The following is a 368-nucleotide window of genomic DNA, read 5'->3' as shown; positions in this document are numbered from 1 at the left end:
CACTGGCAAAGCTCCCGTTGAGCAGGAGGTGGCCATTCACCGCATCCGGATCACCCTCACCAGCCGTAATGTCAAGTCTCTTGAGAAAGTGTGTGCTGATCTGATCCGTGGTGCCAAGGAGAAGAGCCTTAAGGTGAAGGGACCTGTGCGTATGCCCACCAAGACTCTGCGCATCACCACCCGTAAGACACCTTGTGGAGAGGGTTCCAAGACCTGGGACAGGTTTCAGATGAGGATCCACAAACGCCTCATTGACCTTCACAGCCCATCTGAGATTGTCAAGCAGATCACCAGCATCAGCATCGAGCCTGGTGTTGAAGTTGAGGTTACCATCGCAGACGCATAAGCAGCTTTGGGTTGACAGCCTG

Annotated in this window: 1 protein-coding gene; it reads left to right on the top strand. The window is 54.1% G+C overall.

The genetic code is table 11. The features are described 5' to 3' along the window. Positions 1-346, top strand: a 346-nt coding sequence (rpsJ, locus tag GFJ41_RS21240) for a 30S ribosomal protein S10 (RefSeq protein ID WP_170076044.1), incomplete at its 5' end; no start/stop codon positions are given. Positions 347-368 lie beyond the last annotated feature (22 nt).

Origin of the sequence: Paraclostridium dentum (assembly GCF_012922555.1) — a bacterium.
GTDB classification, from domain to species: Bacteria; Bacillota; Clostridia; order Peptostreptococcales; family Peptostreptococcaceae; genus Paraclostridium; species Paraclostridium dentum.
The sequence above is the reverse complement of the archived record's forward strand: the minus strand, read 5'-3'. Positions and strand labels throughout refer to the sequence as shown.